General features: G+C 45.7%; 22 protein-coding genes. 6 read left to right on the top strand and 16 right to left on the bottom strand.

Annotated elements, in window-relative coordinates; translation table 11 throughout:
- Positions 1 to 7: 7 nt before the first annotated feature.
- The 6 genes from IJ23_RS09050 to zapE all read right to left on the bottom strand — a co-directional run bounded on the left by IJ23_RS09050 (position 8) and on the right by zapE (position 5,483).
- Positions 8 to 745 carry a cytochrome c1 gene (locus IJ23_RS09050; RefSeq protein ID WP_005372881.1) on the bottom strand — a complete coding sequence of 246 codons (738 nt, stop codon included), beginning with the start codon at positions 743 to 745 and terminating at the stop codon, positions 8 to 10.
- Complete coding sequence (locus IJ23_RS09045; protein ID WP_005372880.1) at positions 742 to 2,007, bottom strand: cytochrome b; 1,266 nt, start codon at positions 2,005 to 2,007, stop codon at positions 742 to 744. Before IJ23_RS09045 ends, IJ23_RS09050 begins: the two co-directional genes overlap by 4 nt.
- Entirely contained in the window at positions 2,007 to 2,597 is a 591-nt protein-coding gene (gene petA, locus IJ23_RS09040; protein ID WP_005372877.1) for a ubiquinol-cytochrome c reductase iron-sulfur subunit, read from the bottom strand. Before petA ends, IJ23_RS09045 begins: the two co-directional genes overlap by 1 nt.
- Before the next feature lie 694 nt (positions 2,598 to 3,291).
- On the bottom strand, positions 3,292 to 3,684 hold the full coding sequence (rpsI, locus tag IJ23_RS09035; protein WP_005372876.1) for a 30S ribosomal protein S9: 393 nt from the start codon (positions 3,682 to 3,684) through the stop codon (positions 3,292 to 3,294).
- Positions 3,685 to 3,699: 15 nt separating this feature from the next.
- Positions 3,700 to 4,128, bottom strand: a complete 429-nt coding sequence (rplM, locus tag IJ23_RS09030; RefSeq protein ID WP_005372872.1) for a 50S ribosomal protein L13 — start codon at positions 4,126 to 4,128, stop codon at positions 3,700 to 3,702.
- Between the two features lie 251 nt (positions 4,129 to 4,379).
- Positions 4,380 to 5,483, bottom strand: coding sequence for a cell division protein ZapE (gene zapE / locus IJ23_RS09025; protein WP_005387411.1), 1,104 nt, complete (start codon positions 5,481 to 5,483; stop codon positions 4,380 to 4,382).
- A gap of 195 nt (positions 5,484 to 5,678) precedes the next feature.
- On the opposite strand from zapE, the gene zapG reads away from it, so the two are divergent.
- The 3 genes from zapG to degS all read left to right on the top strand — a co-directional run bounded on the left by zapG (position 5,679) and on the right by degS (position 8,945).
- Positions 5,679 to 6,122 (top strand): Z-ring associated protein ZapG, encoded by a 444-nt coding sequence (zapG, locus tag IJ23_RS09020; RefSeq protein WP_005379861.1) that lies wholly within the window; start codon positions 5,679 to 5,681, stop codon positions 6,120 to 6,122.
- A gap of 200 nt (positions 6,123 to 6,322) precedes the next feature.
- Entirely contained in the window at positions 6,323 to 7,690 is a 1,368-nt protein-coding gene (locus IJ23_RS09015) for a Do family serine endopeptidase (RefSeq protein ID WP_033906086.1), read from the top strand.
- Between the two features lie 190 nt (positions 7,691 to 7,880).
- The gene (gene degS / locus IJ23_RS09010; RefSeq protein ID WP_017633606.1) at positions 7,881 to 8,945 is read left to right on the top strand and encodes an outer membrane-stress sensor serine endopeptidase DegS; all 1,065 of its coding nucleotides are present in this window, start codon (positions 7,881 to 7,883) and stop codon (positions 8,943 to 8,945) included.
- 37 nt (positions 8,946 to 8,982) lie between these two features.
- On the opposite strand, the gene parC is transcribed toward degS, so the two are convergent.
- The 6 genes from parC to nudF all read right to left on the bottom strand — a co-directional run bounded on the left by parC (position 8,983) and on the right by nudF (position 15,995).
- Positions 8,983 to 11,268 carry a DNA topoisomerase IV subunit A gene (gene parC / locus IJ23_RS09005; RefSeq protein ID WP_017633605.1) on the bottom strand — a complete coding sequence of 762 codons (2,286 nt, stop codon included), beginning with the start codon at positions 11,266 to 11,268 and terminating at the stop codon, positions 8,983 to 8,985.
- Between the two features lie 3 nt (positions 11,269 to 11,271).
- Positions 11,272 to 13,152: a DNA topoisomerase IV subunit B gene (parE, locus tag IJ23_RS09000; RefSeq protein WP_005387417.1), complete on the bottom strand. Its 1,881-nt coding sequence runs from the start codon at positions 13,150 to 13,152 to the stop codon at positions 11,272 to 11,274.
- 249 nt (positions 13,153 to 13,401) lie between these two features.
- Positions 13,402 to 13,986: an esterase YqiA gene (gene yqiA, locus IJ23_RS08995; protein ID WP_033906085.1), complete on the bottom strand. Its 585-nt coding sequence runs from the start codon at positions 13,984 to 13,986 to the stop codon at positions 13,402 to 13,404.
- A gap of 47 nt (positions 13,987 to 14,033) precedes the next feature.
- The gene (gene cpdA, locus IJ23_RS08990; protein WP_005387419.1) at positions 14,034 to 14,840 is read right to left on the bottom strand and encodes a 3',5'-cyclic-AMP phosphodiesterase; all 807 of its coding nucleotides are present in this window, start codon (positions 14,838 to 14,840) and stop codon (positions 14,034 to 14,036) included.
- Positions 14,841 to 14,901: 61 nt separating this feature from the next.
- Complete coding sequence (locus IJ23_RS08985) at positions 14,902 to 15,345, bottom strand: DUF1249 family protein (protein WP_005379879.1); 444 nt, start codon at positions 15,343 to 15,345, stop codon at positions 14,902 to 14,904.
- Positions 15,345 to 15,995 carry an ADP-ribose diphosphatase gene (nudF, locus tag IJ23_RS08980; protein ID WP_005379881.1) on the bottom strand — a complete coding sequence of 217 codons (651 nt, stop codon included), beginning with the start codon at positions 15,993 to 15,995 and terminating at the stop codon, positions 15,345 to 15,347. Before nudF ends, IJ23_RS08985 begins: the two co-directional genes overlap by 1 nt.
- Before the next feature lie 229 nt (positions 15,996 to 16,224).
- Here nudF and tolC point away from each other — a divergent pair, with 229 nt between their 5' ends.
- Positions 16,225 to 17,553 carry an outer membrane channel protein TolC gene (gene tolC / locus IJ23_RS08975; protein WP_005379884.1) on the top strand — a complete coding sequence of 443 codons (1,329 nt, stop codon included), beginning with the start codon at positions 16,225 to 16,227 and terminating at the stop codon, positions 17,551 to 17,553.
- A 178-nt stretch (positions 17,554 to 17,731) separates the two neighbouring features.
- Here the strand turns inward: tolC and hldE are convergent, their stop codons facing one another.
- The 3 genes from hldE to IJ23_RS08960 form a co-directional block, all read right to left on the bottom strand.
- Complete coding sequence (hldE, locus tag IJ23_RS08970) at positions 17,732 to 19,162, bottom strand: bifunctional D-glycero-beta-D-manno-heptose-7-phosphate kinase/D-glycero-beta-D-manno-heptose 1-phosphate adenylyltransferase HldE (RefSeq protein ID WP_017633601.1); 1,431 nt, start codon at positions 19,160 to 19,162, stop codon at positions 17,732 to 17,734.
- 67 nt (positions 19,163 to 19,229) lie between these two features.
- Positions 19,230 to 22,073 (bottom strand): bifunctional [glutamate--ammonia ligase]-adenylyl-L-tyrosine phosphorylase/[glutamate--ammonia-ligase] adenylyltransferase, encoded by a 2,844-nt coding sequence (gene glnE / locus IJ23_RS08965; protein ID WP_033906084.1) that lies wholly within the window; start codon positions 22,071 to 22,073, stop codon positions 19,230 to 19,232.
- Positions 22,074 to 22,186: 113 nt separating this feature from the next.
- Complete coding sequence (locus IJ23_RS08960; RefSeq protein WP_005379890.1) at positions 22,187 to 23,443, bottom strand: methyl-accepting chemotaxis protein; 1,257 nt, start codon at positions 23,441 to 23,443, stop codon at positions 22,187 to 22,189.
- Positions 23,444 to 23,548: 105 nt separating this feature from the next.
- Between IJ23_RS08960 and IJ23_RS08955 the strand changes: the two genes are divergently transcribed.
- Complete coding sequence (locus IJ23_RS08955) at positions 23,549 to 24,322, top strand: potassium channel family protein (protein WP_025768395.1); 774 nt, start codon at positions 23,549 to 23,551, stop codon at positions 24,320 to 24,322.
- A 41-nt stretch (positions 24,323 to 24,363) separates the two neighbouring features.
- Here IJ23_RS08955 and IJ23_RS08950 read toward each other — a convergent pair whose 3' ends face one another.
- On the bottom strand, positions 24,364 to 25,896 hold the full coding sequence (locus tag IJ23_RS08950; RefSeq protein WP_005379894.1) for a CYTH and CHAD domain-containing protein: 1,533 nt from the start codon (positions 25,894 to 25,896) through the stop codon (positions 24,364 to 24,366).
- Positions 25,897 to 26,108: 212 nt separating this feature from the next.
- On the opposite strand from IJ23_RS08950, the gene IJ23_RS08945 reads away from it, so the two are divergent.
- Positions 26,109 to 26,789 (top strand): TIGR00153 family protein, encoded by a 681-nt coding sequence (locus tag IJ23_RS08945; RefSeq protein WP_005379896.1) that lies wholly within the window; start codon positions 26,109 to 26,111, stop codon positions 26,787 to 26,789.
- Positions 26,790 to 26,873: the final 84 nt, after the last annotated feature.

Raw genomic sequence — 26,873 nt, 5'->3', positions numbered from 1 at the left:
AGCACAATTAATGCACATCGCGCCAATACTCTTTCTTGAGCATCACAACAACGATGGTTAGAAGCACTAAGAAGCCCATTACCCACCAGCCTAGAGCATGACGCTCAAGCTGCACTGGGTCACCTGAATAAACTAAGAAGTTAACGAGATCGCCAACCGCTTTGTCATATTCGCCTTCACTCAGCTCACCCGTGCCATCGGTTTCAGTACCAACAACAACTTGTACTTCTTCGCCATCTACGATTTTCGTATCGTAAATCGGCGTCGGGATGCCCTGTAGCTCTTCAAGCACATGCGGCATACCAACACTCGGGAAGACGATGTTGTTCACGCCGAATGGACGAGATGGATCAACATAGAAAGAGCGTAAGTAAGTGTATAACCAATCAGCACCACGAACTCGTGCAACCAACGTAAGATCTGGTGGTGGAGCACCAAACCAGTTTGCCGCTTGCTTCGGTGGCATAGCATTGACCATTAGATCACCGATTTTCGCTTCAGGATTGAAAATCAGGTTTTCTTTCATTAAGTCTGTTGGAATTTCCAAGTCTGTTGCTACACGCTCGTAACGCTGGTATTGCGTAGAGTGACAAGCAAAACAGTAGTTCATGAACAACTTCGCGCCGTTTTGTAGCGAAGCTTTATCCGTAAGGTCAACATTCGCTTTATCCAGCGGAACATTGGCCCCAGCTGCCATCGCTAGTGATGGCAACATAGCAAATAGAATTACAATCCACTTCTTCATTTGAATGTCACCCTCTCTGGTAATGGTTTGGTTGCTTCATTTTTGCTGTAGAAGAACAGCAACACAAAGAACATGAAGTAACACAAGCTAAAGATCTGAGATAGTAGTGTGTACGTTGGTGTAGCAGGTAACGCACCTAAAATACCCAGAGCGATAAAGGCGATAGTGAACTGTACAATATTCAATAAATGAAGTTTGCTACGGTAACGGTATGAACGAACTTTACAACGATCCAACCAAGGTAGAACAAACAGCACTGCAATTGACGCGCCCATTAGGATAACACCTAATAGTTTGTCTGGAACCGCGCGTAAGATTGCGTAGAACGGCGTGAAGTACCATACCGGAGCAATATGCTCTGGTGTCTTCAGTGGGTTTGCAGCTTCAAAGTTAGGCGGCTCAAGGAAGTACCCACCCATCTCTGGGTTAAAGAACAGCACGTAACAGAAGAAGAACAAGAAACCAGCGACACCGACCAAGTCCTTAACCGTGCCGTACGGATGGAAAGGAATCGAATCAATGATGTCATATTTCTTCGTATAGTAATCGTGGAACTTGAATTGCGTTTTGTAATCGTCGCCCATTGAGCCTTTTGGCAGCTTAGTTTCGATACCATCCGGGTTGTTTGAGCCTACTTCGTGCAGCGCCAATACGTGCAGAACAACAAGAAGAAGCAAAACAATAGGCAGGGCAATAACGTGTAGTGCGAAGAAACGGTTTAGCGTTGCACCAGAGATGATGTAGTCACCACGAATCCAAAGCGTTAGGTCATCACCGATAACAGGAATAGCACCAAACAGGGAAATGATTACCTGTGCACCCCAGTATGACATCTGACCCCATGGAAGTAGGTAACCCATGAACGCTTCAGCCATGAGAACAAGAAAGATCAACATACCGAAGATCCACAATAGTTCACGAGGTTTTTGGTATGAACCGTAGATCAAACCACGGAACATGTGAAGATACACAACAACGAAAAACGCTGACGCGCCAGTGGAATGCATGTAACGCAGAAGCCAACCGTACTCTACATCACGCATAATGTATTCGATAGACGCAAATGCACCGTCACCTGAAGGAACATAGTTCATCGTTAGCCAAATACCCGTTAGGATTTGGTTAACAAGAACCAGCATCGCCAGAGAACCGAAAAGGTACCAAAAGTTGAAGTTCTTAGGCATTGGGTATTCAGACAAATGCTTTTTATAAGCATTCATTGCAGGAATACGCTTTTCAACCCAATCTAACATTGCTTGCATTATGCATCTCCCTCATCAACACCCACAATGAGCTTGGTATCGCTCAAATACATGTGCTTAGGAACGACAAGGTTCAACGGAGCAGGTACTCCTTGGAACACTCGACCAGCCATGTCGAACTTAGAACCATGACAAGGACAGAAGAAGCCAGATCTTACGCCCTGCACCTGCTCTGAGAAAGAGTCAGGTAGATAGGTTGGTGAACAACCTAAGTGGGTACAGAAACCAACTGCGACGAAAAACTCTTCCTTAATCGAACGAAACTCATTCTGAGCGTACTCAGGCTGCTGCTCCATTTCAGATTGTGGATCGCGAAGCTTATCACCGATCGATTTTAAGTTATCCAGAACGCTTTGAGTGCGGCGAACAATCCATACAGGTTTTCCCTGCCACTCAACACGAACCAGCTGACCTGGTTCAATTTTACTTATATCCACTTCCACCGGTGCGCCCGCCGCTTTGGCTTTAGCACTCGGATTCCATGATTTGATAAAAGGCACGGCGACGGCGACTGCCCCTAACCCACCAACAACTGCCGTTGTAGCGGTTAGAAAACGCCTGCGACCGTTATTTAAAGGCGCGTTGCTCATCCAAACATTCTCCCATTTGCTCCCTTTGGATCGTTATTATTCCGCTTATAAGAGCATGGCTAACAAATAATGAATTTAGTTCTATTTATTGGAGGGAAATGATAAAGAAAACCCTACTTTTTGACAAGATAAAGCTACCTTTTTGTAACATTTGTGAGGCAAATCGCTCGCGTCGTCACAAAAGCGGCAGAATTATAAAAAATTGATGTGATTTGTAACAAGAAAGCACCACATAGAAGCCCCGCTGAAAGTAGATAAAACCTTTTATCTTGGTAGTTTTCAGTTAATTACACAGAGAAATATTTCGTATTACGCGTTCAGCTTACTGTGTTTATATTTTCAATTTTGTAGCACGCAGAATGCTCAAAAAGGAGCGTAAGTCATTTTAAAACATGTTACAGGAAGAATAAGATACAAAGACACTCTTGCTGATGAATACATCTATGCTGCATCGCAAGAGAAAGCGTGGTGAGTCGCGATTAAATAAGGCACAGATATAAAACGGCACTGGCAACCTTTCGACGAAGAGGACGAATAAGAAGGCCTGCTCGGAGTGTGATGATAAGTGAAGGCTGTTCGTTGCTTGAAGACAAGTATGATGTCTTTAAATACAAAAAAGCCCGGCATAGAGCCGAGCTTTTGGTACACAGTTTCCAGAGTAACTCTGAAAAGCATAATTCCCGATAAGAGGAAATTAACGCTTAGAGAACTGTGGACGACGACGTGCTTTACGTAGACCAACTTTCTTACGTTCAACGCAACGAGCGTCACGAGTAACGTAGCCAGCTGCGCGTAGAGCAGGACGTAGAGACTCATCGTATTCCATAAGCGCGCGAGTGATACCGTGACGGATAGCACCAGCTTGACCAGAAATACCGCCGCCTTTAACTGTTACGTAAAGGTCTAGCTTTTCAGTTAGTTCAACTAGCTCTAGAGGTTGTTGTACAACCATACGTGCTGTTGGACGACCGAAGTATTCGTCAAGGTTACGCTTGTTTACTACAATGTTACCGCTGCCTGGTTTAATGAAAACACGTGCAGCTGAGCTTTTGCGACGGCCAGTGCCGTAGTATTGATTCTCTGCCATTTTCGAAATCCCCAATTAGATGTCTAGTACTTGTGGTTGTTGAGCAACATGGTTGTGCTCAGCGCCCGCGTAAACTTTTAGCTTACGGTACATAGCACGGCCTAGAGGACCACGTGGAAGCATGCCTTTAACTGCAAGCTCAAGAGCCATCTCAGGTTTACGATCGATCAACTTTTCAAAAGTGATAGATTTTAGACCACCTGGGAATTCAGAGTGACGGTAGTACACTTTGTTCTTAGCTTTGTTACCAGTTACAGCAACTTTCTCAGCGTTGATAACGATGATGTAATCACCAGTGTCAACGTGAGGAGTGTATTCAGCTTTATGTTTGCCACGTAGGCGAGATGCAATTTCACTTGCTAGACGGCCAAGAGTTTTACCTTCAGCGTCTACAACGTACCAGTCGCGTTTTACAGTTTCTGGTTTAGCAACGAAAGTTTTCATGCTAACAATAACCCGTTAATTAAATTTTAAACTTTAAAGGAACACCCAATAGTGCTCCCACACTGTCTAAGAGCCCAGTCATCACCCCTTCGAGTCGTTGGTACTCTCGACCTTCAATTTCGAAATAACTTCGATAATCAGGTCTGCAGTAACGGTGGGTCGCAGGATTATAGAGAAGAGCGAAGAAAAAATCACCTTTTTTTGCGCCAAATCACTAATTTTTTCTTCACTTTTTTAAGAACCCATTGGATCTAGGCCAAATGTTCACGCGCGAGATACTCATGACTTTGCATCTCAGTAAGCCGAGACAAACAGCGCTTAAATTCGAACTCTAACTGCCCGTCAGTATATAAGTCGGCCATTGGCACTTCAGCAGAAATAATCAACTTAACATTGCGCTCGTAAAACTCATCGACCAGCGCGATAAAGCGTCTCGCCGCATCATCTATTTTTCGGTTCATTTGTTGAACATCTGCCAGTAATACCGTGTGGTAAATACGAGACAATTCAATGTAGTCATTTTGACTGCGAGCAGTTTGACACAACTGAGCAAACGACGCATGCAGCACCCCGTCGCTTGCTTCAATCACCGCTAGTTGACGGTGGTTAACTTCGATTTGATGAGCAACAAACTGACGCTCTCCAGTCAGCTGCTGATAATATTTGTTAAGGTTTATGCTAGCCTGCTCATCAAGCGGGTAATGGTATATTTCAGCCTGTTCTAACGTTCTTAAGCGATAATCAACGCCACTATCGACATTCAACACTTCACAACGTGCCAAAATCATATCGATCGCGGGCAAAAAGCGCGCTCTTTGCAAACCGTTACGATATAAGTTCTGCGGCTCAATGTTTGAAGTCGCGACTAGGATCATCTGCCGCTTGAACATTTCTTGAAGTAGCGTTGCAAGGATCATCGCATCAGTAATGTCGGAAACAAAAAATTCATCAAAGCAAACCACATCGGCTTCTTCTTTAAATTTATCCGCCACTTTTGATAGCGGATTTTCGACATCACCTAACAGCTTCAACTCATCATGTACTCGATACATAAATCGATGGAAGTGGACGCGCATTTTTCTTTGGGTCGGTAAAGCATCAAAAAATGCATCCATAAGGTAGGTTTTACCGCGACCTACCCCACCCCAAAAGTAAAGACCTTTTGGTGGTTCAGGCTTGTCGATTTTTTTCCCCATTAGCTTTTGCCATTTGGAAAGCTGAGGAACAGGCGCTGACTGAAATTCAACGATAGCATGGTAAAGCTTGTCTAATGCAACGACCGCTTGATACTGAGCTTCATCACGCTGAAACCCGTGTTCTGCTATGTCTTTTTGATATTGTTGTAGTGGTGTCATCGTATTAAGTCGTATAGAGGTATAGAGAAAAGGGTTACCTCGGGGTCAACTTTGAGAATAGAGAGAAGTAGTTATCAGTCCCCGAAGACATACTGCTATTTTTCTTTATCGGCTGTTCAAGCCATAGTAACATGGACGAGCACCGCGTGTAACTAAGTAGTAAAAGACTTGTTAAAACAACTATAAGGAGCAGTTATGCCTTGGATTTATGCCATTGTGGGTTTGCTGGTCGGTACAATCGTAGGCGTAGTCATTAGTAGACTAACCACCCCTGAATACAAGAAACAAAAGTCTGTGCAGAAAGAACTTGAAGCGGCCAAGTTTGAATTAGAGCAACAACGTCAAGAGCTCGTCGATCACTTTGCACAAACCGCAGAAATGTTGGACACCCTAGGTAAAGATTACACCAAGCTATACCAACATATGGCCAAGACCTCTTCTGAGCTTTTGCCAAACTTACCAGAACAAGACAACCCGTTTGATAAGAAAACGGCAATGTCGTCTGAAACCATTGCAGAAGATCAACCAGAGTTTAACGAACAACCAAAAGACTACGCTAATGGCGCCACCGGTCTTTTGAAGGATCAAGAGAAAGAAATCATTAATGCTCCCGAAGCGGTAACCGCAAAAGCATCATAATCCTCTCTTACTTCTATCTAGGGCCGATACATTTGTATCGGCCCTTTTTTGAACTTTTTCCCCTCACCTTCGCTCTAACTTGGGTGTGCACTGCCTCCCCTTTTGATTGTCCGAACTAGACCCTATATTAGTTATTAACAAAGTGAACTAACCGTTCGGATATTTCTTTTTGGCAGACATGTTTCAAGAGGAGTTATTGGATGAAAAAACCACTGCTTGCGCTCACCGTTCTATCTCTGAGTTTGGGTTCGATTATTGCCCCAGTTCAAGCCACTGCCGCATTACCTTTGAATGTGGATGGCCAACAGTTACCTAGCTTGGCACCAATGCTTGAGAAGGTGACCCCAGCTGTTGTGAGTATTGCTGTAGAAGGTAAACAAGTACAAACCAGCCGCATTCCCGAGCAATTTCAATTTTTCTTTGGCCCAGATTTTCCTATGGAACAAAGGCGAGAGCGCCCGTTCAGAGGTTTAGGGTCTGGTGTCATTATTGATGCGAAGAAAGGCCATATTGTCACTAACTACCATGTGATCAAGGGCGCAGATGAGATTCGAGTTCGCCTCTTTGACGGGCGCGAGTATGACGCTACGCTCGTTGGCGGTGATGAAATGGCCGATGTTGCGTTACTTAAATTAGAGAAAGCGAAAAACTTAACGCAGATTAAAGTCGCGGATTCCGACAAACTGCGTGTCGGTGACTTTACGGTTGCGATTGGTAACCCATTTGGGCTCGGTCAAACAGTAACTTCGGGTATTGTTTCAGCCCTTGGCCGCAGCGGCTTAAACGTTGAAAACTTCGAAAACTTCATCCAAACCGATGCCGCAATTAACAGCGGTAACTCTGGTGGTGCATTGGTCAACCTTAATGGTGAGCTGATCGGTATTAATACTGCGATTTTAGGCCCTAACGGCGGTAATGTGGGTATTGGCTTTGCGATTCCATCAAACATGATGAAAAACCTCACTGATCAAATTCTAGAGTTTGGTGAAGTCAAACGCGGCATGTTGGGTGTGCAAGGTGGCGAAGTAACCTCTGAGCTAGCTGATGCATTGGGTTACGAGTCGAGTAAAGGGGCCTTTATTGGTCAAGTCGTACCGGACAGCGCAGCCGATAAAGCAGGGTTAAAAGCCGGTGACGTAATTGTATCGGTGAACGGCAAAGCGATTAATACTTTCTCAGAGCTCCGCGCAAAAGTGGCAACACTGGGCGCAGGTAAAGAAATCACATTAGGTGTGGTTCGAGATGGTAAGAATAAAACCTTTGATGTAACGCTTGGCGAATCTACGAATATGAAAGCTAAAGCGGAGACATTACATGAGGGACTCAAAGGTGCGGAGTTAAGCAATACAACACCAAGTGATGTAATTCAAGGTGTTAAAGTATCGAACGTTGCAGATAACTCTCCAGCAGCTCAATATCAATTACAACAAGGTGACATTATTATCGGTGTGAACCGTCAACGAGTGAAAAACCTTGCCGAGCTTCGTACAATCGTAGAGAAACACAAAGGTGTACTGGCTCTTAATATTCAACGTGGTGAACGTACTATTTATCTTGTCATTCGTTAACCACTTTCAAAGTGATAGAAAATAAGGTTTTCGATGCATAATGCTGAGTGATAAGGCTCGATCACTTTTCCTTATCGCTCAATAACTAATGAAAAGGGCAGCGCGATGACGTGCTGCCCTTTTGTTATTTTTCAATGTAATGCTATTCTTCATCTTCGATGCCATTTTGGCGCTCACGCATGGAGAGGATATGCTCAGCTTTTTATTACGTTCTGTCTTTTTAGGCTTGGCTACTGCCGCAGTGGTATTACTGGCGGTTCCATCTTTGCGCAACAACGTAATTCCTGCCGCGCTTGATCCTCAACCTGTTAATATCGCATCAGTCGAGTTGACGTTTAATCAAGCGGTCCGAAGAGCAGCGCCTGCAGTGGTAAACATCTACAGTCGTAAGTATGTTGAGAATGATCGCAGTAAACTCTCGACTCAAGGCCTGGGGTCAGGTGTCATTGTTAGTGAGAAAGGCTACATCATTACTAACTATCATGTGGTTGCTCAAGCTGATCAAATTGTTGTGGCATTACAAGACGGCAGAGCCGCAGCGGCTCAGCTCGTAGGGACAGACAAACGTACTGATATAGCCGTGCTGCGTGTCGAAGGTTCGAATTTGCCCGTAATCCCTCTGAACTCTAATTACAAACCACAAGTGGGCGACGTAGTACTAGCCATCGGTAACCCATACAACCTTGGACAAACCACAACGTTCGGCATTATTTCTGCCACAGGTCGTTCATCTATTAGCGACGGTCGTCAAGCATTCATTCAAACCGATGCCGCCATCAATGAAGGTAACTCTGGTGGAGCCCTAGTGAACACACAAGGCGAGCTCGTCGGCATTAACACCGCCTCTTTTCAGCAAGCGACAGACTTAGAAACTTACGGTATTTCTTTTGCGATCCCTGCGCCGCTAGCGAGTAAGATCATGCAGAAAATCATCGCTGATGGCCGCGTGATTCGTGGTTATATTGGAATCGACGGCCAAGACATTAATGCGGTCACTGCTCGCCTACTTGGAAATGAACACATAGGTGGTATTGTCGTACTTGGTATTGATCCAAATGGTCCAGCCAATGCGGCAGGCTTCCAAAAGCAGGACATCATTATCAGCATTGATGGCAATAAAGTGCAAGGGCGTCAGAGCGTTATGGATATCGTCACCGATTTACGTCCTGGCACCACCGTGGACGTCGGTATCATTCGCAAAGGAAAAGAGATGACCTTGAAAGTCACCATTGCCGAAGACAAGCAAGAAGCATAAAAAATCCCAGCCATTGGCTGGGATTTTTATCTGTGCGTTACTCGCTATCGCTCGGTGTTTCCGTCGTATCGGAATCATCTAGCTCAACTTCAATGCGAGTGACTCGCTGCAAACCTCTCGGTAATAACCCACCTCGGCGACCACGTTCGCCACGGAAGTTATCAAGATCAGACGGTTTAAGACCCAACTTTCGCTTACCCGCGTACAGCGTTAACGATGCACCTTTTGGTAAAGACATTAAGTGAGATAGTACTTCTTCTCGCTCTTTTGCTTTAGCAGCAGGAATGTTGATGATCTTATTCCCTTTACCTTTCGCCAGTTGTGGCAAGTCTTTGATTGGGAACAGCAGCATGCGACCTTGGTTAGTGATTGCTAAGATTTCATCAGAGTCTAAATCTTCAATCTCTTTTGGCGTCATTATCTCAGAGTTGGCAGGTAAAGTGACGAGCGCTTTACCACTGCGGTTTTTAGACAGCAAGTCCGCGCCTTTACATACAAAGCCGTAACCTGCATCTGAGCCCACCAGCCACAGCTGATCTTCTTCACTCATGATGACTTGGCGAATACTGCTACCAGCCGTAATATTCAAGCGCCCGGTAATCGGCTCACCTTGACTACGAGCAGAAGGCAGTGAGTGCGATTCCAGAGAGTAACTTCGACCGTCACTACCTAGGAATACCGCAGGCTGATTACTCTTACCTCGAGCATGCGCTAAATACTTATCACCCGACTTATAGTTTAAGCCTTCGGCATCCACGTCATGGCCTTTCGCGTGACGAATCCAACCTTTCTCAGAAAGCACAACCGTGATTGGCTCACTTGGTACGAGGTCACGTTCAGTCAGCGCTTTTGCTTCTGCACGCTCAACCATTGGAGAGCGACGGTCATCACCGTATTTCTCTGCGTCTGCTTTGATTTCTTTTTTCAGTAGTGTATTCAGACGACGCTCAGAACCGAGTAGCTGTTCTAGCTTCTCACGCTCTTTCTCTAGCTCGTCTTGCTCACCACGGATCTTCATCTCTTCTAGTTTCGCTAGATGACGAAGTTTGGTATCTAAAATTGCATCCGCTTGGATATCGGTAATACCAAAGCGTTCCATCAGCACCGCTTTTGGATCGTCTTCAGTACGGATGATCTCAATCACTTCATCTAGGTTGAGGTAAGCAACTAACAAACCTTCCAAGATGTGTAGACGAGCCATTACTTTGTCTAGACGGTGTTGTAAACGACGACGCACAGTCGTACGACGGAACTCGATCCACTCAGATAGAATTTGCACCAGACCTTTAACTTGAGGACGGTTATCCAAACCAATCATGTTCAAGTTAACGCGGTAACTGCGCTCAAGATCCGTTGATGCGAACAAGTGGTTCATCAACAAGTCACAATCGACACGGTTTGACTTAGGCACCACAACGATACGCGTTGGGTTCTCGTGATCCGATTCGTCACGAAGATCGTCAACCATTGGCAGCTTCTTCGCACGCATCTGGTTAGCGATTTGCTCAAGCAGTTTGGCACCCGATACTTGGTGAGGCAAAGAAGTGATAACAATATCAGAACCTTCTTTATGCCAAACCGCGCGCATTTTGATGCTGCCACGACCGTTGCGGTAAATCTTCTCGATATCCGCTTGCGGCGAGATAATTTCTGCTTCTGTTGGGTAATCCGGACCTTTGACATACTGCATCACGTCCGGCAGTTCTGCTTTCGGGTTGTCGATCAAATGAATAGTCGCATCTGCGATTTCACGAACGTTGTGCGGTGGGATGTCTGTTGCCATACCAACGGCAATGCCGGTTACACCGTTAAGCAGGATATGAGGCAGACGTGCTGGCAACATTTGTGGCTCTTTCATTGTGCCATCAAAGTTAGGTTGCCATTCAACCGTGCCCTGACCAAGTTCGCCAAGCAATACTTCAGCAAACTTAGACAGTTTTGCTTCGGTATAACGCATTGCCGCAAATGATTTCGGATCATCTGGCGCACCCCAGTTACCTTGACCATCCACTAATGGATAGCGGTAAGAGAATGGCTGAGCCATCAATACCATCGCTTCGTAACACGCTGAATCACCGTGCGGATGGTATTTACCTAGCACGTCACCAACGGTACGTGCAGATTTTTTGTATTTTGCTGATGCAGAGAGACCAAGTTCTGACATCGCATAAATGATGCGTCGTTGAACCGGCTTTAAGCCATCACCAATGTATGGCAAGGCGCGGTCCATGATTACGTACATCGAGTAGTTCAGATAAGCGTCTTCAGTGAACTTGCGCATTGGCAATTGTTCGACGCCATCGTAGGTAATTTCTGTAGACATCCGTTACACCTCTGCCAAGTCGCCGTTGTTTTGTAGCCAAGAACGACGGTCATCTGCACGCTTTTTACCTAGCAGCATGTCCATCATTTCCATGGTCGCCGTAGAGTCGTCAATGGTTAACTGCACTAAGCGACGCGTGTTCGGATCCATGGTGGTTTCACGCAACTGAAGTGGGTTCATCTCACCCAGACCTTTGAATCGTTGCACGTTGATTTTGGCTTTCTTCTTCGACAAGCGCTCTAAAATGCCATCTTTTTCATCATCATCGAGGGCGTAGAACACTTCTTTCCCGCAGTCGATTCGATACAGAGGCGGCATCGCCACATAGATATGACCCGCTTCCACTAGTGCGCGGAAGTGACGAGTAAATAGAGCACAAAGCAGCGTTGCGATGTGAAGACCATCCGAGTCCGCATCGGCAAGGATACAGATCTTACCGTAACGAAGACTCTCGAGGTTGTCGCTATCTGGGTCAATACCCAAAGCAACGGAGATATCGTGTACTTCTTGAGACGCAAGAACTTGATCGGCAGAGACTTCCCAAGTGTTCAAGATCTTACCACGCAGTGGCATCACAGCTTGGAATTCACGGTCACGTGCCTGTTTTGCCGAGCCACCCGCAGAGTCACCCTCCACAAAGAAGATTTCAGTGCGACTTAAGTCCTGTGCTGAACAGTCGGTCAACTTGCCTGGCAGTGCCGGACCGGACGCCACTTTCTTACGTACGACTTTTTTCGCCGCTCGCATACGACGGTGCGCGTTAGCGATACAGACTTCTGCCAATTGCTCTGCGAGCTGAGGCTTTTCGTTCAACCAAAGGCTGAACGCATCTTTGACTACGCCAGAGACAAATGCCGCGGTTTGACGAGAAGAGAGACGTTCCTTGGTCTGGCCCGCAAATTGCGGGTCTTGAATCTTAACCGACAGCACATAAGAACAGCGGTCGAAAACGTCATCACCCGTTAGCTTCACACCACGAGGTAATAGATTACGGAACTCACAGAATTCGCGCATCGCTTCCAACAAGCCTTGGCGTAAACCATTAACGTGCGTACCACCTTGAGCGGTTGGGATTAGGTTAACGTAGCTTTCGGTGATCATCTCACCGCCTTCTGGCTGCCAAATTACCGCCCAGTTTGCCGCTTCAGTATCCGCCAAGAACTCACCAGTAAATGGTTCTTCAGGAATAACTGGATAGCCTTTTACACCTTCCGCAAGATAGTCTTTAAGACCGTCTTCGTAGTACCACTTATAGTCTTTGCCATTAACTTTGTCGGTTAATGTGATTTCTAAACCCGGACACAAAACCGCTTTTGCGCGCAGGTTGTTGACTAAGCGCGTCACAGAGAAGTTAGCCGAATCGAAGTACTTCGCATCAGGCCAGAAATGTACGCTGGTACCGCGATTACGACGACCACATGTGCCAGTTACGGTCAGATCAGACACTTTCTCGCCGTGTTCAAATGCAATTTCATACACTTGACCATCACGACGAACTGTTACTTCAACGCGTTTTGACAACGCGTTTACTACAGATATACCTACCCCGTGCAAACCACCAGAGAATTGGTAGTTTTTGTTAGAGAACTTACCACCCGCATGTAGCTTACATAGAATTAGCTCTACGCCTGATACTTTCTCTTCTGGGTGGATATCAACAGGCATGCCTCGACCATCATCGATCACTTCGAGTGATTGGTCAGCATGTAGGATGACTTGTACTTTTGAGGCATGTCCGGCTAGCGCTTCATCGACACTGTTGTCGATAACTTCTTGGCCCAAATGGTTTGGGCGCGCTGTATCCGTATACATCCCTGGTCGGCGACGTACTGGCTCTAAGCCATTCAGTACTTCAATGGCACCAGCATTATATTGTTCAGTCATAATACGGAATTATTCTCAAAGTTTACTTGTTGCCTGAGTATCACCAATGGGCGTACCCATACTCAGGAAACGAAAAAGCCACCCTGTTCACATCACTAAGAGTTTGTAAACATGATGCATAACAAAGTAGCCAGGGTCCTCGACCCTTAAGATCTTTTGGCAAAACATAGTCGGAAAGCATACCGCCCATGTCAAGAAACGGTTGGATATATCAATAAAAACTATGAGCCTTTTCCAATCGCTTTCGAATTACAGTTCTAGAAACTCGATAATCTGTGCAGGATAACGCTCAAAGCCTACAAAACTGTGATCACCGCCTTGTTCTACTGTTTGCTTAGCGTCTGCAAACTTATCTACCGCTTGTCGATAGTCTAAAACCTCATCTTCTGTTTGTTGCAATAACCAAAAAGAATGTGGCGACGCGATGCTTTGTACATCAAGAGCTTTTAACTCGTCAATATGACAAGCTTCAAGTGTATAGGTTTCATTCGTATATGGGTTAGTTTGCTTACCCAAATAATCTACTAGCAACTCATAAGGCTTGACTGCGGGGTTAACCACTACCGCTTTAAACCCAAACTTGTCATTTAGCCACGTTGACATAAAACCGCCTAATGAGCTGCCCACTAGACCAATTTTATAGTCATCTTTATATTGCTCGATAATATCCAACAACATTTTCGCCGCTTGCTGAGGATAACAAGGTAACTGGGGAACAATCACCTTGATATCAGACCTATGTTGCTCGCAGTAGGCTCTCATCACATTCGCTTTCATGGAGAGTGGAGAGCTATTAAAGCCATGAATATAGAGAAGAAGTGAAGGTTTACTCATAGATATCTCGCACAAAAAAGCGAGCCCGAACAGAGAGCTCGGGCGCGTTAGTAGCCGTTAGAAGAGAAGTCTGGTTGGAACTGGCCATCAGGAAGCCGACCTACTTGGGTCGTAATATCGCCACAAGCGTGTAGTTGCAGCTCCCGCCAACCAGGCGAAGTGGTATCAAGGGCAAAATCATCCGAGTTAGGCTTAAACTGAACACAAGTTGAGGGTGTTGCCATCACTCGAATGCCCTTATGAAGCACATTCATATCTTGATGAACATGGCCACAGAGAATGCCTTTCACGTTATCAAAACGCTCGACAACCTGCCAAAACGCTTCGGCATCTTTTAAAGTATGTTGATCAAGCCACGCGCTTCCGACCAGTAACGGGTGATGATGCAACAAAACAAGTGTGTGTCTTTCTGGGTGTTCGGCTAGCTTTTCTTCGAGTAGCGTTAATTGCTGATCGCTCAAGCGCCCATGAGGAACGCCAACCACTTGCGAGTCTAAAAGAATTAACTGCCAATGCTCGCCAAGCAATACATGCTCTGCGGCTTTGATTTGTGGCGAAGGCAAAACACTGCCCATATTAGGCTTGTAATCATGATTACCAGGTAGCCAAAAGCAGTCTTTCTCTAGCGGTTCAATGCCGTTGGCAAAGCGCTGATAAGATTCTGCACTATGGTCTTGGGAAATATCGCCTGTCGCCAAGATGTAATCAAACGCCACGTTGCGGCGTAAAACATCAGCAACAACAGCATTAAAGCTATCGACTGTTTTTACGCTTAGCAAACTTCCCTCATCGGCAGCAAACAGATGAGTATCCGTAATTTGTAAAAGTTTGATGCTGTCACTAGATGATTGCAAAATGAAAACCTGATTCGTCCACTATATCGTTATTTGTTATTTTCCTTTAGTGAAGTGACGATCAATTGAAGGCAAGTGGTGTTCTACTGATACCACTTCGTAAACAAAACGTCAGCCATTCACCGAGGAATGTGTTTAATTGATGCTTTTCATCTTTCTGCATCAGTTGGTCATTGGGATAATCATACTTAGCTTTTATGCGAGAGAACTCTCCGCTTGAGCATACTTCGGCTACTCTCGCATCATGATAAAGCCTGACAGACATCGTCGGTAAAGGAAACACTGGCGTTTCATCACTCTGACATATCTCAACAACTGTGGTGTATTTTGTGATTTCATTCACGGTCAATTGGTAAACCATGTTCGCCGCTTGGTAGCAACGTACATCCCCAACTTCAGCAGAAGCAGGCAATAAGGCATTCAATTTAGCGTAGTTGGTCTCATACGTTCTCATAAGACCAGCTAAATCAACATGATATCTCTGTTTTTCAGCCAATTGTGCCATTACTCACTCTCCACCGTTTGGGATAGTCCCCATTCTGACTTTAACTCTTGATGGTGTAATTGCAGCCATTGCAACGCAATAATCGACGCACCATTTTCAAATTTTCCGTCCTTCACCCATTGATACGCCGTTTCACGACTCATGACATGAACTCGGATATCTTCATTCTCATAGTCTAAACCATGAATGCCGTGCGCTTTAGACGCATCCACTTCACCAACAAAGACGTCTAGCTTTTCCGAGCAACCACCAGCCGAAGGATAATAAGAAGTGACAGGTATAACGCGCCCCACCTGAATCCCCGCTTCTTCGACAGCCTCTCGACGAATTACGGCTTCAGCAGATTCATCGCGGTCAATCATACCGGCGACAATTTCTAGCTGCCAAGGGTGTTCATGTTCCAACGCGCCAATACGAATCTGTTCAATGATTACGACCTGGTCCGTCTTTGGATCATAAGGAAGCATCGCTGCTGCGTGACCACGCTCGAACATTTCTCGTTCGACAACTCCACTCCAACCACCAGCAAATAGCCTATGCTGAAAGCGGTATTTCACCATTTTGAAAAAACCTTCAAATAAGGTTTCTTTCGAGATGACTTTTACATCTCGCGAAGTAAAATCTTGTTGTTGTTTGTCACGCTGTTGCATTCAACACCTCTCTGAGTGAATCCTGTAGTTTACTCATTGTTATTCGCTTGCTCAAAGGACTTGGCTCAACTTTTTGTATAATAGTTACAAATTAATTTAAGTCTTTGCTAAAAATTTATTGCACAAGTGGATAATTACGTGTAAAAAAGTGCAAACTTTAGAGTAAATATCGTGCAAATTGAGTTAAACTACTGAGAATTAACCAATCTATGGACCGCGGGAATAGAAAATGAAAAAATTGCTTCCACTATTTATCAGTGCAGCGCTAGGTAGCATGAGTACGTCTGCGTTCGCAGACTCTTTGGCTGAAATCTACGACTTGGCAAAACAAAATGATCCACAATTGCTCAGTGTAGCAGCACAACGTGACCAAGCTTTCGAAGCAATCACCTCAAGCCGTAGTGCTCTATTACCACAGATCAACCTTACTGCGGGTTACAATTTAACTCGTGGTGATACTGAATACGATTCAAATCTAATTAGTGACGTATCAAACGATGGCAACGCGCTAACCGCTGGCGTTAGCTTTTCACAAGCACTTTACAACCGCGCATCTTGGATCTCTCTAGATACTGCTGAGAAAAGTGCTCGCCAAGCAGACGCAACTTACGCAGCGACGCAACAGGCACTGATTCTTCGCGTGTCACAAGCGTATTTTGAAGTTCTACGCGCACAAGATAATCTTGTTTTCGTACGTGCAGAAAAAGCCGCGGTTGGCCGTCAACTTGAGCAAACTAAACAGCGTTTTGAAGTAGGTTTGTCTGCAATCACTGACGTGCATGACGCACAAGCTCAGTACGACCAAGTGCTAGCGGACGAAGTGTTGGCAGAAAACGCGCTAACTAATAGCTACGAGTCACTGCGTGAAATTACAGGCCAAGAGCACAAAGATCTCAACATTTTGGACACTGGCCGCTTCACTGCTAGCCCATCGACCGTACCAGCTGAATCCCTCATTGATGAAGCAAAAACCAAAAACCTGACCTTGCTATCTTCACGTATTCTTCAAGACATTGCGCGTGACAATATTTCACTAGCAAGCTCTGGCCACCTACCAACGCTCTCTCTAGACGGTGGTTACAACTACGGTGATACTTCTCATAGCTCTCGTGACAACACGACAGACAACTTCAATATTGGTGTGAACCTTGCTGTACCGCTATACACAGGTGGTAACGTAACCTCTCAAACCAAACAAGCTGAATACGCGTACGTGGCAGCAAGCGAAGATCTTGAAGCACAGTACCGTAGCGTAGTCAAAGATGTTCGCGCACAAAACAACAACATTAACGCCTCTATCGGCGCATTACGTGCGTATGAGCAAGCGGTTATTTCTGCACGCTCTGCACTAGAAGCAACAGAAGCTGGCTTTGATGTAGGTACTCGTACTATCGTTGATGTACTGGACGCGACTCGTCGTCTATACGATGCGAACAAAAACCTATCGAACGCTCGTTACGACTATATTTTAAGTGTTCTTCAGCTACGCCAAGCAGTTGGTACGCTAAGCGAACAAGACATCTTAGACGTTGATGCAGGTTTGAAAGCGGCAAAATAACCGCGAATTGAATACTTCAGGTCTTAATAAATAAAAAACGCCAGTTGAGTTATCAGCTGGCGTTTTTTATTACTTGTAGTTCAGAGCTTAAAAGTGCCTCTGAACTAAAAGTATCAAAAAGGCCGCACTTAGCGACCTTTATGAGCAAATAGCATTTCAATGCTAACAAACAGCAGGCTTAGCCCTTACCGCCTTTGATTGCATTAATGATTTCACTGGTCGAGCAGCCATCTTCAAAGTTCAATACACGAACTTCACCACCCGCCGCAATGACTTCTTTACCACCAGCAATCTCTTCTGGTTTGTAGTCACCGCCTTTTACTAGCAAGCTTGGTAGAACTTCTGAGATCAAACGCTGCGGCGTATCTTCACTAAATGGTACAACCCAATCCACAGCGCCCAAACCTGCCAACACCGCCATGCGGCGATCGGTTGGGTTTACCGGACGACCAGGGCCTTTAAGGCGTTTTACTGACTCATCGGTATTTACCGCAACGATTAGGCGATCGCCCAGTTCAGCAGCATGGTTTAAGTAAGACACATGCCCAGCGTGCAGAATATCAAAGCAGCCATTTGTCATAACGACTTTCTCGCCACGAGCACGTGCTTTTTTCACCGCTTCGATCAATGCTTTTTCTGAAATCACACCGTAATCCGTGTCTTGGCTGCCATGTACCGCTTCTGCTAATTCAATCTCAGAAAGCGTTGACGTGCCTAGTTTACCAACCACAACACCTGCCGCTGCGTTCGCTAAAGCGCACGCTTCTTCAAATGATTTGCCTGCGGCAACAGACGCTGCCAATACAGAGATAACCGTGTCGCCCGCACCTGTCACGTCGTACACTTCTTTCGCTTGAGTTGGAAGGTGGAACGGTTCCTGACCACGACGAATCAAGGTCATTCCGTTTTCGCTGCGTGTCACTAAAAGCGCTTCAAATTCAAACTCTTCAACCAAAGCCAGTGCTTTCTCTACTAGCTCTTGGTCAGATTTCACTTTACCTACAACGTCTTCGAACTCTTTCATGTTTGGCGTAAGAAGTGTTGCGCCACGGTAGCGTTCAAAATCCGCACCTTTCGGGTCAATGAAAACCGGAATATTTGCTGCGCGCGCTTTTTGAATGTATGCCTGAACATGCTCTAACGAACCTTTTGCGTAGTCAGACATAATCACGGCTTTAACGTTTGGCAGTGCGGCATCCATACGTGATAGCACAGGTGCAGAATCTGTGTTTTCAAACTTGTCTTCGAAGTCGAGACGAATAAGCTGTTGTCCACGGCTCATTACGCGAAGCTTCGTAATCGTTGGGTAATCAGGCAGTGCAACGAAATCGCACTTCACATTGAGCGAGCTCAGCGTCTCCGTCAGCACTTTTGCAGGCTCATCTTCCCCAGTTAGACCAACAATGTGAGCATGGCCACCTAGTGATGCGATGTTCATCGCAACGTTCGCAGCACCACCAGGACGCTCTTCATTGTTTTCTACTTTTACAACAGGAACCGGCGCTTCAGGAGAAATGCGCCCGGTTGGGCCATACCAGTAACGATCTAGCATGACATCACCGATGATGAGCACACCAGCGCTGTTGTAATCAGGTAGAATTGGTTTCATTGTTGGTCTCCAAAAATTAAATCGAAGTGAGTTTATCACAGCCCTTATCGAGGCTAAATATATGGTCTTAACTGAACCACTGATTCCAAGCCTGTTTTACCCACTCCCTTTCGGCAACAAACTTATCTTCCACCACATCAGCGTCTAAATTGAGTAGATTTCGGCGGTGTATTTCGTTGCGCATTGTCGTGTAAGCACGTATCAACTGCATTGCTTGGTCTTCGTCCATGACATTTTGCGCAATGAGCGTTTCAAAGATGCGCACATTATCACACCAACGCGTCAATTTCGGCTTATCGTGACTATAGTTGAGCACTAGGTACTGAGCGAGAAATTCGATATCGGTAATCCCACCTACATCTTGCTTGAGCATAAAGCGGCCTGGCTTTTTCCCCCCAAGATGACCGCGCATTTTTTCTCTCATTTCGACAACGTCTTTTTTCAGTTCAGCTTGATCGCGTGCTTTGCACAACACATCATGCCGCGTATTGTGAAATGCAATCGCCAGTGGTTCATCACCATAAATCATGCGCGCGCGGACAAGTGCTTGATGCTCCCATGTCCACGCGTCTTGATGTTGATAGTCGTCGAACGCGTCCGTTGGGCTAACCAACAAACCCGATGCACCGGACGGACGCAATCGGGTATCGACCTCGTATAAAATACCGGAAGCGGTGCGAGTGGAGAAAATATGAATGATACGCTGTGCTAAACGAAGGTAGAACTGACGACCATCAATCTCTTTTTTGCCGTCAGTGTAGACATTGACTGGGCAGTCATGCATGAAGACAATATCCAAATCGGAGTTATAGCCGAGCTCCCACCCTCCGACTTTACCATAACCAATTACAGCAAAGCCTTTACCTTCACGATCTTTCACATGCGTTGGCTCGCCGTACTTTTCAGACACTTGCAACCAAGCCTGACTGATCACCGCATCCACGATAGCTTCCGCTAAATAAGTTAAATGGTCACTCACTTTCATCACTGGCAATGCGCCAGCAATATCTGCCGCTGCAATACGCAAAATACAAATTTGCTTAAACTGACGCAACGCTTCCATTTGCTGTTCCATATCATCTTCAGGAATACGCGCCAAATAATCACGCAGCTCTGTACGGTAACTGTCTAATGGAATGGGATTGTATAGCTGCGCAGGATCGATCAACTCATCAAGCAAGATAGGATAACGAGACAGCTGCTCTGAAATCATTGGGCTTGCGGTACACAAACGTACGAGCTGCACCAGAGCCGCTGGATGCTCATCCAATAATTCCAAGTAAGTTGTGCGAGTGCAGGTGTTGTGTAGCAAGTGAAGTACACGAGATAAACCAAACTGTGCATCAGGATGGGCAAAGACCGCATCAAACACTTTCGGCATCAAACGATTGAGCACTTCGCGTCCACGTGGGCCTAACGTTTTTTTGGCCAGATCGGTTTTAAAGTTGATGATGGTTTTCGCGCATGAAGCAAAGTCTTCAATCTGAATATCCTGCTGCAAGATATGCTCAAGAACGTCTTGTTTGTCGGCCATATCCCATAGCTCATGAAAATGACGAGCAACGGTAGTCCCCTCGTCTTCTTCATCATCACCAATTAGTGATTCAAAAACTTGGTGAACATTTGCCATATGCTGCTGGGTTTGCTCAATTAATTGCTCCCAACAGCTCATTTTCATCGCAGTGGCGAGCTTTAAGCGTTCGGTTTCGCAATCAGGCAGTGTCTGGGTTTGCTTATCCGCCATTGCTTGCAACAAGTTTTCTAATTGACGCAAGTACTTGTATGCGGCTTCTAGATCGCTGACTTCTTGTGGAGTAAGCAATGCCAGTTCTTCAATGCCTTGCAGTGTTTCCAATAGCCCTCGATTACGCAAAGAAGGCTCTCGACCACCTCGAATCAATTGAAAAACTTGAGCGATAAATTCAATTTCTCGGATGCCACCCGCACCTAGCTTAATGTTGTTATTCAACCCTCGGCGGCGAACCTCGCTACTGATCATCGACTTCATTCGTCGCAAAGATTGAATCGCACTGAAATCAATATAACGACGAAAAACAAAAGGGCGCAGCATTTGGCGTAGCTCTTGATACTGCGGGTACATCTCACATCCCATCACCCGAGCTTTGATCATCGCGTAACGTTCCCAATCTCGCCCCTGTTCTTGGTAATAATCTTCAAGTGCGGCATAGCTCATTACCAAGGGGCCACTTTCTCCAAATGGGCGAAGTCGCATGTCGACGCGGTAGCAAAAACCATCGAAGGTTTGTTGGTCGAGCGCTTTGATGATGCGTTGACCAAGACGAGTAAAGAACTGGGCATTGGCAATGCTTCGGCGTGCGCCTTGGGTTTCGCCATTCTCTGGGTACGTGAAAATTAGATCAATATCGGAAGAAAAGTTTAGCTCGCCACCACCCAGTTTCCCCATGCCGATAATTAACATCGGCTGCACTTCACCGTCCTCACTTGTTGGCGTGCCCCACTCCTGACAACACACTTGATATTGCCATTGATAGGTTTCAAAAATCATCGCTTCTGCCAACTCAGATAAGTGGCTTAAAGACGTCTCTAGAGACCATGCATGCGTGAAATCCTTCCACGCAATGTACACCATTTCTCGGTTGCGAAACTGACGCAACACGCGATGACCAGACATCTCATCAGGACATTGTTCCAACAGTTCAGCAAGACGTGAGCGGTAAGACTCCTGACGACTTGGCAGCGCTAACATACTTGGCAACTCACGGGCTAGGACTTCATCGCGATGAATGGCTTCGGTTATAAATTGGCTTAAGCCCGCCACATAACGAAATTGCTGCGCAACCTCATCGGGCCAAAGGGGAAAATAACCTGCGTCTTGGGCGTTTTGTACGGCAGATTCAGCGATAGAAATCAGTGGCGAAGGCAGCTGCATTTTTCTTCCTTGTTTGAAAAGCACGGTAACTCATTCTTTATACCAGACTGAAAGCAAATAAAAACGCCCACAAAAGGTTTGTGGGCGTTTTATCAAAAGTTCGGGATCGAATATTAAACTTGGAAAGATTTGATCTTCTTGTCTAGCTCACCTGCATTATTTTGCATCATTTCAGAGGTTTCTAGCAGCTCGGTAACAACAACAACTGAGGCTTCAACCAACTCACGTACATTGGTGAGGTTTTGGCTCATCTCTTCTGCAACACTGCTTTGCTGACCAGACGCCGTCGCGATCTGGAAGTTCATGTCATTGATTTGCGTCACTTGCCCAACAATACCATCGAGCTCAGATCCAGCATTAGAAACCAGCTCGTTTCCATCTGCCGCTTCTACAACGCTTTTTTCCATGAGTTCTACCGCAGATTCAGCACTGGTTTGCAGCTGTGCGATCATCTCTTGAATTTCTACCGTCGCTTGTTGTGTGCGTTGGGCAAGGTTACGAACTTCATCTGCAACCACAGCAAAACCCCGCCCAGCCTCGCCAGCTCGCGCCGCTTCAATCGCCGCATTCAGTGCAAGCAGGTTGGTTTGCTCAGAAATGCCTTGAATCGTCCCCACAACGCTACCAATGGCTTCAACACGTTCTTCAACTTGGTTAACCGCTTGTGCCGATGAAGCGATATCCGACGAAAGTTCACTCATTTTCGCCATTGTACTTTGCAAGAACTGCTGACCAGAAATTGCTTGTGCGGAAGCTTGCTCTGTTAGAGAAGATGCCGTCTGGGCATGTTCCGCAACCGTTTGGACCGTCGACGACATTTCACTCATCGCCGTAGCAAGTTGATCAATTTCGTTAAACTCTTCTTGCGCCGATTCCTTCGTTTCCGACATGCTCAGTGTCATTACTTCGGTGAGCGTTGATAATTCATCAGACGCATTAATTTGCATTTGAATCACATCGTGCAATTGTCGACGTGTCTTTTCTAATTCACGTGCCACGTCTCCGTATTCATCTTTACAATCCATACCAAATGGAACAGAGAGGTTCTTGCTCGCCATCAGTTTGATCGCGTCGCTCAGATACTGTGTTTGACGCAACATCACTCTAGCCGCCGCTAATAAGAGCACGACAAAAACCACTATCAATAAGGCGGTTTGCCAAGCAACTTGCGTTAAGTATGCTTCATAATGCTGTTGGGCAACTTGCGCGTTTTGTGTCGCCGCTAAAAGTGAGTCGTAAAAAGTGTTTGCGTCCCACAGTTGTTTTGCCACGATCAGGACAGTACTGAAGACCATCAACATGACCATTTTAGGCACCAGTCGAATGTCGGATATGACCCTTTCCCATGGCTTAAATGCCAGCTTTTCCATTGTCAGTTCTCCACCGAGTCTTATATAGTCTTTATCTATAATCTTTATATTACTTATAGTTATGTTCGCGCTTTGCGTGGTTACGCGATTTATTTTGAGCTTCGTATGAAAAACAATGATATCAAAGACAGCACACGACCGATGGGCCTGTTGTCACTAATATTGTCTTTTATGGCACTATTTGTGATCTCTGGCTTGTTGTTTTTCCCGATCGATCACGAAACCCGTCAAGTTCTTATCGGTCTGGATTTCATAATCTGTAGTATTTTTCTACTACAGCTCACCATTGATTTGATCCGGTCCACAGATCGCTGGTTATTCCTTAAACGTCATTGGATAGATTTCGTGGCGAGCATCCCATTGATAGAGCCCCTGCGCTTTGCTCGTATTTTTCATATTATGCGAGTGGTATTAGTACTGCGTTCGTCAAAGTTCATTTTGCATCAGCTCAAAGAAAACCGCCGCGAAACTACGGTCGCCTCTATACTGCTATTGATGGTTATCCTCATAACGCTCGGTTCTAGTGCAATGCTGTTTATCGAAGCGAAAAACCCAGAAGCGAATATTCGCACTGGCGCCGATGCTTTGTGGTGGGTATTTGTAACGATCTCAACGGTTGGTTACGGCGATCATTATCCTGTGACCTCCATAGGAAAGTTTTTGGCTGTCATCATCATTGTTTGCGGGGTGGGTATCTTTGGTATGATCTCGGGTCTTATCACCTCTATCCTTACTGCTCCAACGAAACAACAGACGCACAGTTCAATCAATAAAGAACGTATGCTCGAGCAGCTCCTAACCCAACAAGCGCAAATACTAGAACGACTCGATTTCATGGAAAAAGAGCTACAACAACGTAAAACAGAGACAAAAAAATAGGACCATGCGGTCCTATTTTTTTGTCGTTACCACCAGAACGATCATTCACGCCAATAAGGCTGTACTTCCACACTGATCGCTCGGGTTTGATCCATTGCATGCAAAATTGAGCGCTCTTGACGGTGCAACCAGCGTTCTAACTGCTCTTTTTCTGCGTCTTCCAGCATATCAACCAACGGGAGCAAGTGGTTCAGCATTAGCAGATCATCGATACCATGCACCAGATCCGCCCATGGTAAACGGAAGCTGTTACGCTCATCCGAGTTATACAAACTCGCGAAACCAATACCAGTATAGAGGTTACGCAATAAGCGATAACGCTGATCAACGTACTCTTGCGCCGTCAGATCGCGCTCTGCTGGGAAAGCTTCCATTAGCTCAGCCCAAGTGCGATCGAGCTGAGTAACTGAAAACGGCATGATGTTACTTGCCATTTTTTCACGTGCTTTTTCATCAAGAAATGGCTGCCAACCGCGTGCTAAGATCCAGCGGCTTAGATCCAGCAGTAACCCTGTGTAACGCGCGGAATTGAGCAACCCTAGCACTTCTTCACGGCTTGGCAACTCTTGTAACTGCTGAGTCAGCTCAGATACTAAGAACTTACGCGCATCCAACTTACGCAGCACATTGCCTTTGTCATCTAAGAGCTCTTCAAGGTGTGCATGCTCATCTAACCAACTCAGTTCTTCTTCCAACCATTTAAGCTCTTGGCGCAGAATCGCACTCGCGCGACGAGGGACAATCCCGCCAAAAATAGTCAATGTTTGACGAATGAAACGAATGGCATTACTGATTTCACGCAGTGCTTCCACGCTGTCACGCTCAGCATAAATTTGCTCGTGATAATGCCAATGAGACAAAGCGTGCTCTAAAGAGTTGATCAAGCAAAATTCAACGGTATCCGTCGGACTACTGTCCACAAGTGCCAATGATTTTACTTCATCACCCGCATAACCGCTTGCAAGTCGATAACCTTTCGCCGCTTTGCTCAAGTTACCCAAACGCATACCGCCTTGCTCGCAAAAGCTGCGTGCCAGCGTGAATAAAGCTTCGGTTTGGCCAGACTTAAGTTCCAGTTCAACTTCGCAAATCGGCTCTTGCTTCTCTTCTTCGTCTTCACCTTTGGCTACAACTAAGCCTTGGTCAAAGGCAACTTCAATCTGACTGCCATCGGGCATGCCAATCAGCCATTGTTCACGTGTGAAGTTGGTCGAGAATAATGGCATAAGCTCGGATTGCAGCGTTTCTGCATCTTTACCTGGAGGCCAAATATCTAGAGGATGAAGCGACAGATTAGGCTCGTCGCTAGTGTGCTCAGCATTGTATTCTGGTCTTTGATGTAAGCCTGCGACGACGCGTCCTGCTGTCTTTACGGTTTGGACGAATACATCATCAAAACGGCGAATTCTTAAACCAATGTCGTGCTTTCTGAGCCATTTATCGGCAGTATCAAAATAGGTGTTACCCAAGTCACGACAACTATGCTGAAGTACTTTTGTCTCAGAAATTTTTTCTTTTAAAGTTTCTGAAAATTCAGGAGAAACAAAAAACTTCAGTTCTATTTCGGTTTCCATAGCTATACCTTTCAAAGCAGATAGAAACAGGATATTGCGTAATTTCTCACACGGCAAGAGAGAAATATCGCCGGATTGATGATCTAAAACAGTTTTAATGAGCGATTTAATGCGTTACCATGCGCGCCTTTATAGCCATCGTTCAACATTTCGCCAAGCACTCAGAAATGGTGTATGTTTTTTTAAGGTTATAGTTATTAGGTTGAATGACCATGCCAGTAAATACAATTATGGGGTTATTTGCAAAGTCCCCAATTAAGCCTTTGCAACGCCACGTTGTGTGTGTCAACGAATGTTGTTCACACTTGGTGAAATTCTTTGAAGTATCTTCAAAGGGTGATTGGGAAAAAGCAGCAGAAATCCGTGCACAAATTTCTCACCTAGAGAAAGAAGCGGATGTGCTGAAACGTGAAATCCGTCTAAAACTGCCTCGCGGTTTGTTCATGCCAGTCGACCGTACTGACATGCTTGAGCTTTTGACTCAACAGGACAAACTTGCAAACCTGGCAAAAGACATTGCTGGCCGTGTATATGGTCGTCAACTTGTCATCCCTGAGGCTCTCCAACCAAACTTCCTCGCTTACGTTCAACGTTGTCTTGATGCTGCCGATCAGGCGCAAAAGGTAATCAATGAACTTGATGAATTGCTAGAAACCGGCTTCAAAGGCCGTGAAGTGACGCTCGTCGCTGAAATGATTCATCAATTAGACGTTATCGAAGATGATACCGATGCCATGCAGATTGAACTTCGCCAACAGTTGATGGTGATTGAAGCTGACATGAACCCTATCGATGTCATGTTCCTGTACAAGATTCTTGAATGGGTAGGTGGTATTGCCGACCAAGCGCAGCGCGTAGGTGCTCGTTTGGAAGTCATGCTATCTCGATCTTAAAACATAAAGTTAACGACATAACGAAGAGCATAATTAACACGTGTCATAGGGACGATGACTATTTTCATCGTCTTATGGTTTGGC

Origin of the sequence: Vibrio sp. OY15, assembly GCF_000742455.1 — a bacterium.
Taxonomy (GTDB): domain Bacteria; phylum Pseudomonadota; class Gammaproteobacteria; order Enterobacterales; family Vibrionaceae; genus Vibrio; species Vibrio alginolyticus.
This window is presented reverse-complemented; position numbering and strand designations above follow the sequence as displayed.

Excerpts from the sequence above, each read along its gene's own strand:
- IJ23_RS08960 (WP_005379890.1), bottom strand. The coding sequence starts at position 23,443 with ATGGAAAAGCTGGCATTTAAGCCATGGGAAAGGGTCATATCCGACATT.
- IJ23_RS08950 (WP_005379894.1), bottom strand. The coding sequence starts at position 25,896 with ATGGAAACCGAAATAGAACTGAAGTTTTTTGTTTCTCCTGAATTTTCA.
- IJ23_RS08985 (WP_005379879.1), bottom strand. The coding sequence starts at position 15,345 with ATGGCACAATTGGCTGAAAAACAGAGATATCATGTTGATTTAGCTGGT.
- nudF (WP_005379881.1), bottom strand. The coding sequence starts at position 15,995 with ATGCAACAGCGTGACAAACAACAACAAGATTTTACTTCGCGAGATGTA.
- zapE (WP_005387411.1), bottom strand. The coding sequence starts at position 5,483 with ATGACACCACTACAACAATATCAAAAAGACATAGCAGAACACGGGTTT.
- IJ23_RS09015 (WP_033906086.1), top strand. The coding sequence starts at position 6,323 with ATGAAAAAACCACTGCTTGCGCTCACCGTTCTATCTCTGAGTTTGGGT.
- IJ23_RS09050 (WP_005372881.1), bottom strand. The coding sequence starts at position 745 with ATGAAGAAGTGGATTGTAATTCTATTTGCTATGTTGCCATCACTAGCG.
- degS (WP_017633606.1), top strand. The coding sequence starts at position 7,881 with ATGCTCAGCTTTTTATTACGTTCTGTCTTTTTAGGCTTGGCTACTGCC.
- rplM (WP_005372872.1), bottom strand. The coding sequence starts at position 4,128 with ATGAAAACTTTCGTTGCTAAACCAGAAACTGTAAAACGCGACTGGTAC.
- glnE (WP_033906084.1), bottom strand. The coding sequence starts at position 22,073 with ATGCAGCTGCCTTCGCCACTGATTTCTATCGCTGAATCTGCCGTACAA.
- IJ23_RS08945 (WP_005379896.1), top strand. The coding sequence starts at position 26,109 with ATGCCAGTAAATACAATTATGGGGTTATTTGCAAAGTCCCCAATTAAG.
- hldE (WP_017633601.1), bottom strand. The coding sequence starts at position 19,162 with ATGAAACCAATTCTACCTGATTACAACAGCGCTGGTGTGCTCATCATC.
- parE (WP_005387417.1), bottom strand. The coding sequence starts at position 13,152 with ATGACTGAACAATATAATGCTGGTGCCATTGAAGTACTGAATGGCTTA.
- IJ23_RS08955 (WP_025768395.1), top strand. The coding sequence starts at position 23,549 with ATGAAAAACAATGATATCAAAGACAGCACACGACCGATGGGCCTGTTG.
- rpsI (WP_005372876.1), bottom strand. The coding sequence starts at position 3,684 with ATGGCAGAGAATCAATACTACGGCACTGGCCGTCGCAAAAGCTCAGCT.
- zapG (WP_005379861.1), top strand. The coding sequence starts at position 5,679 with ATGCCTTGGATTTATGCCATTGTGGGTTTGCTGGTCGGTACAATCGTA.
- petA (WP_005372877.1), bottom strand. The coding sequence starts at position 2,597 with ATGAGCAACGCGCCTTTAAATAACGGTCGCAGGCGTTTTCTAACCGCT.
- parC (WP_017633605.1), bottom strand. The coding sequence starts at position 11,268 with ATGTCTACAGAAATTACCTACGATGGCGTCGAACAATTGCCAATGCGC.
- IJ23_RS09045 (WP_005372880.1), bottom strand. The coding sequence starts at position 2,007 with ATGCAAGCAATGTTAGATTGGGTTGAAAAGCGTATTCCTGCAATGAAT.
- tolC (WP_005379884.1), top strand. The coding sequence starts at position 16,225 with ATGAAAAAATTGCTTCCACTATTTATCAGTGCAGCGCTAGGTAGCATG.
- yqiA (WP_033906085.1), bottom strand. The coding sequence starts at position 13,986 with ATGAGTAAACCTTCACTTCTTCTCTATATTCATGGCTTTAATAGCTCT.